Source organism: Moorena sp. SIO4G3 (genome assembly GCF_010692305.1).
Classification (GTDB): domain Bacteria; phylum Cyanobacteriota; class Cyanobacteriia; order Cyanobacteriales; family Coleofasciculaceae; genus Moorena; species Moorena producens_A.
This window is the reverse complement of sequence record NZ_JAAHIG010000519.1, coordinates 1-5,231: the sequence shown is the minus strand read 5'-3', so window position 1 is coordinate 5,231 and position 5,231 is coordinate 1. Positions and strand designations below refer to the sequence as shown.

General features: G+C 40.8%; 4 protein-coding genes. All 4 read left to right on the top strand.

Features of this window, described 5'->3' with window-relative positions:
* Nucleotides 1-139: 139 nt before the first annotated feature.
* The 4 genes from F6J99_RS41720 (at nucleotide 140) to F6J99_RS41705 (ending at nucleotide 5,019) form a co-directional block, all read left to right on the top strand.
* Complete coding sequence (locus F6J99_RS41720) at nucleotides 140-1,480, top strand: hypothetical protein (RefSeq protein WP_293122479.1); 1,341 nt, start codon at nucleotides 140-142, stop codon at nucleotides 1,478-1,480.
* Nucleotides 1,477-2,610 (top strand): glycosyltransferase, encoded by a 1,134-nt coding sequence (locus F6J99_RS41715; protein WP_293122476.1) that lies wholly within the window; start codon nucleotides 1,477-1,479, stop codon nucleotides 2,608-2,610. Before F6J99_RS41720 ends, F6J99_RS41715 begins: the two co-directional genes overlap by 4 nt.
* A gap of 98 nt (nucleotides 2,611-2,708) precedes the next feature.
* Nucleotides 2,709-3,908 (top strand): glycosyltransferase family 4 protein, encoded by a 1,200-nt coding sequence (locus tag F6J99_RS41710; protein WP_293122473.1) that lies wholly within the window; start codon nucleotides 2,709-2,711, stop codon nucleotides 3,906-3,908.
* 472 nt (nucleotides 3,909-4,380) lie between these two features.
* Nucleotides 4,381-5,019, top strand: a complete 639-nt coding sequence (locus tag F6J99_RS41705) for a sugar transferase (RefSeq protein WP_293122470.1) — start codon at nucleotides 4,381-4,383, stop codon at nucleotides 5,017-5,019.
* Nucleotides 5,020-5,231 lie beyond the last annotated feature (212 nt).

Genomic DNA, 5,231 nt, shown 5'->3' with positions numbered 1-5,231 from the left:
CTCCCTACTCCCTACTCCCTACTCCCTACTCCCTACTCCCTACTCCCTACTCCCTACTCCCTACTCCCTACTCCCTACTCCCTACTCCCTACTCCCTACTCCCTACTCCCTACTCCCTTTGCTATAGAAATAATTGACTATGTTAGCCACAGCTTACTTGGGACTAATCTTATGTATGTTGCTTACCGAAATAAAACGAAAAAAAACCGGTAAGTTAGATTTCCTGACCTTGGCTAACTTGATTTTCTTTCTTGTCTATGCTTTTCCAGGATTTGTCTTATCAGCTAACCTAGAAAATGCTAGGCATGAGTTGAACTGGGGAAATACCTTATACACTGACAACCCACAAACAGTTATTGCTATATTTGTGGGATACGTTCTGATTGTTATTGGTTTCTATTCTAAGTCAGCTGAAAAATTTGGGAAAACGATTACTATCAAGAGCTATAGTGACAATGTTGTGATTGTCTTTGCTATTTTGCTGCTGCTATTTTCTTGTCTATCTATTCAAATCTATGGCTCTCAGTATGGTGGCGTTATGGTAGCCCTTGCTAAAAGCCACCTGATTCGCTCAACCACGGTTGAAAGTGGCAACCTGGTTTTTTTTAAGAATTTTATGTTCTTTTCATTCTTTGCCTCTTATTTATTGGCAGCCCTGGTATTTTTTAGCAACCTAAAAAAAGGTAAATTTATCCTATTTAGTTTGTTTTTGCTATCTGTAGTCGCTTCCTGGATTTCAGCAACTTTAACAGCTGGGCGTATTCCTTTTGTCAGATACATTATCGGTTTTTATTTAGTTTATGTCCTGAAAACTGGAAAATTTTCCTTTACTTTCACCCTTACTTTTGTCTCTAGTGCTGCTCTGTTTCTGATTCACGGCAAAACCCTGTTTTTTAGCTTAAGTGCTTTGCCAGATGGCTATGTTGCTGTGGTGGAACGCTTTAGACAATCTCTGGACAGTGGTTCCAATGAAAGCTTTAGCATTATCGAACTAGTAGAGAACTTTGTGTTTCCAGTTCATTCCCTAGATGCAGCTTTTAATAATCATTATCCAATGCGGCTATTTCTGGATATCTACTATGGGGTGCTTTCCTTAATACCGGAACGTCTGACTAATATGGAGTTCCCAGAAACCCTATCCTTTGAGAATACAGCAAATATCATAGGCTCCAATGAGTTTGCTATCCCACCAGGTATACTGGCCTTTGGTATCTATAGTATGTCTTGGATCGGACTAATTATCATATCGTTGAGTTTTGGTTGGATTGGTCGTTATCTACAAACTATTTTTAATAATCAGCTACATACAATATACTGGATGCCATTTATTTATATTTTAACAGCTGTAACCTGGATAGATTTTATTACCTTTGGTGACCCAGAGGCTTACCTAATTGCTAATTTTTGGTTTTTTGCGGCTATGGGTCTATTACTATCTTTCGTTAGCAAGGTTTATTGGAAAAAGAACTATAGATTATGAAAATACTATACCTTACCACTGGAGTCTCTATAGGAGGTGCGGAGTTGATGTTATATCATCTCCTATCCAAGATAAACCGAAACCGCTTTAGTCCAGTGGTACTGTCTCTAATGGGGCGTGATACGGTAGGCGATCGCATTGAATCTTTGGGTATACCTGTTGCTCATATTGGTCTTGAACCAGGAAAGATTCCAACCCTAAAGGCATTCTCTAATTTAATTAATACGGTGAATACTCTCAAGCCTGATCTAATTCAGGGGTGGATGTATCACGGGAATATAGCTGCCAAATTAGCTAGTAGTTTTTATTCCCATAAAATTCCACTTTTGTGGAGCATTCATCATTCAGTTTATTCCTTGTCCTCTGAGACTAAAATGACAGCATCACTGATTAGAAGTGGCGCTATTATTTCTAAATTTATCCAGGGAATTTGCTTTGTATCTAATCAAAGTAAATTACAGCATGAAGCCTTGGGATATTCTTCGGAAAACAGCTGTGTAATTCCGAATGGATTTGACACCTCTTTATTTAAACCATCCCTTGAAGCTAGAGCAGCTTTTCGTTCTGAGTTAGGCTTGTCTGAACAATCGATTTTAATCGGATTGATTGGTCGTTATCATCCCATGAAGGATCACTCTAATTTTATCCGGGCTGCTTCATTGTTAGTCAAAGACTTTCCTGATGTACATTTTATTATGGTTGGCACAGAGGTTGATCAAGAGAATAATTTTTTATCTTCGTTGATTCAGGACTTAGGACTATCGAATCATTTTCACTTACTAGGAGAACGCAGTGATATTCCTCGCCTGATTGCTGCTCTCGATATTAATACTGTGGCTTCTGCCTATGGGGAAGCCTTTCCTTTAGTTATTGGAGAGGCTATGTCGAGTTGTGTTCCCTGTGTGGTAACAGATGTGGGTGATTCAGCCTGGATTGTGGGTAATACGGGACGAGTGGTACCCCCAAGAAACTCAGAAGCATTGGCTAGGGCTTGGAAAGAGCTAATTTTGATGGGTAATGAAGGTAGGAAAGCGTTAGGAAAAGCAGCAAGGTCTAGAATTATTGATTCTTTTTCTATCAACTCAGTTGTCGAGCAATATGAGAGCTTATATGAACTTATTTTAGCTTAAAAATAGTGCTGATTGCGTCAGTCATGAATCCTGATAGCTAATTAGGGATATTTTAATTATTGTAAACCAAGATAACTAGTATTGAGTAATAAATAATCATGAATAGACTTTTAATAATAACTACTATTCCGGATACAATCCGTGGCTTCCTGCTTCCCTTGGCTCACCACTTTCGGTTTGAAGGCTGGCGGGTAGATGCTATGGCTCAGGGAGTTTCGGCTTGTGAGGAATGCTTGGCAGCTTTTGACCAGGTTTGGGATGTGCAGTGGTCACGGAATCCCTTGGATCCACAGAATCTACTGTTGGCTCCACGAACTATCCAAGAAGTAATTGCTCAGAAGAACTATGATATTGTTCATGTACATACCCCAGTAGCGGCTTTTATTACTCGTTATGCTCTAAGGGGTTTGAGAAAGCAGGAAAAACCCAGGGTAATTTACACCGCTCATGGCTTTCACTTCTATGGTGGGGGACAACCTTTAAAAAATGCTTTGTTCCTGACATTGGAAAAATTGGCTGGACATTGGACTGACTACTTAGTAGTAATTAATCATGAGGATAAAGATGCAGCTAATCACTATAATATAGTGCCACCACAACAGATTCGTTATATGCCAGGAATCGGTGTTGATTTGGAATACTACAATTTTGATTCGACTCCTGTAGCTGATGTGATGGCGGTTTACGAGGAGCTGGGAATAGCACCGAAAAATCCACTATTTTTGTCAGTTGCTGAGTTTATCCCTCGTAAGCATCATCAGGATATTTTAAGGGCATTTGCCTGTTTGGAGCGATCTGATGTCCACTTGGCATTGGCAGGAGATGGAGATGAAGAGTGGACTCAACAAATGCAAGACTTGGCATCAGCTCTAGGCATTAAACATCAAGTACATTTCCTTGGTTTCCGCCGGGATATTCCGACTCTGATACAAGCGTCCATCGCAACACTGTTGGTTTCAGAACAAGAAGGACTTCCTAGAAGTGTGATGGAGTCCTTGTGTCTGGAAACACCAGTGATTGGGACTAATATCCGTGGCACTAGGGATTTGCTGGCAGGAGACTGTGGTCTTTTGGTTGAGGTGGGGGATATCGAGGGAATCGCTCAGGCCATGACCTGGGTATTAGACCATCCTGAAGACGCCTTAGCTATGGGCAAACGTGGACGGGAGCAAATGAGTGCTTATGATTTACAAAACATTCTGGAACTCCATGAGGCTTTGTATAGTGAAGCAATAAGCGATCGCATTTTGACACCTTTAGGCACTGGACTTTGGCCTGTTTACAATGACTCTATGTAAACAGATGGGCTTAATTCAAGCAGTTTTTATTGAAGGTTTAAGGTTTAAAGTTTAAGGTTGAAGGTTTCGAGGTTGAAGGTTGAAGGTTGAAGGTTGAAGGTTTAAGGTTTCGAGGTTTAAGGTTTAAGGTTTAAGGTTGAAGGTTAAAAGTTTAAAGTTGTTCGCCCTTGGCGTTCCCCTAGGGTAGGTTTAAGGTTTACTAGCTGCCGATCTTTGGGGGGATAATACCAATTCTCGCTGATTACGGTTACACATCAATTTCATTTCCCGATCTTCTGATCTCCCCATATCCCCATCTCCAAGTGAATATCTTTGATATTAAATCATCCCACGTTATACAAGTCGTGGGATTTTAAGTGTGTGCATGATTAGTCATTAATCACTAGTAATAGCCATTGTGGCAACACATCCCAGTTCAAACGTTATATTTTTTATTTAATAATAGAAAAAAGTTTGGTGTTTTGATTGAACTATGACTAACAATTTTTCTAGCAATAAATTACAACAACTAATTAAAGAGATTGCCGACAGATTGATTGCTGCTACCGCTCTGATTGTTTTATCGCCTGTTATCCTAATTATTGCGATCGCAATCTACTTCAGTATGGCAAGACCAATTGTTTTCACCCAACTAAGACCGGGGAAAGATGGTCGTCTTTTCAAGTTCTATAAATTTCGCACCATGACCGATGATTGCGACGGCGATGGTAATCTACTTCCCGATGAAGAACGCCTGACCGCAATTGGTGAATTTCTACGGGAAACCAGTTTAGATGAACTTCCTCAACTTTTGAATGTTCTGAAAGGGGATATGAGTTTTGTCGGACCTCGTCCTTTACTGGTGGAGTATTTAGATCGCTACAATTGTGAACAAGCACGCCGCCATGAGGTGAAACCTGGTATTACGGGTTGGGCACAAGTTAATGGTCGCAACACCATTAGTTGGGAAAATAAATTCAAATGTGATGTTTGGTACGTTGATAAGTGGAATCTCTGGCTTGATTTTAAAATCCTATTCCTAACCTTTATTAAAGTGACCAAGCGCGAAGGTATTGTTAACCCAACCCACTCTACATTAAGTGAGTTTCAGGGGAGCTCTCCCTCTTGTTAATACCAATTAAATTTATTCCTGCTAAAAGATGATAATCAGGTGATTAATTGATGGGGAGATGGGGAGGTGGGGAGATGGGGAGATGGGGAGATGGGGAGATGGGGAGATGGGGAGATGGGGAGATGGGGAGATGGGGAGATGGGGAGATGGGGAGAAGGGGAGATGGGGAGATGGGGAGATGGGGAAATGGGGAGAGGGTGCGGATGTGAGAA

Excerpts from the sequence above, each read along its gene's own strand:
- F6J99_RS41720 (WP_293122479.1), top strand. The coding sequence starts at position 140 with ATGTTAGCCACAGCTTACTTGGGACTAATCTTATGTATGTTGCTTACC.
- F6J99_RS41705 (WP_293122470.1), top strand. The coding sequence starts at position 4,381 with ATGACTAACAATTTTTCTAGCAATAAATTACAACAACTAATTAAAGAG.
- F6J99_RS41715 (WP_293122476.1), top strand. The coding sequence starts at position 1,477 with ATGAAAATACTATACCTTACCACTGGAGTCTCTATAGGAGGTGCGGAG.
- F6J99_RS41710 (WP_293122473.1), top strand. The coding sequence starts at position 2,709 with ATGAATAGACTTTTAATAATAACTACTATTCCGGATACAATCCGTGGC.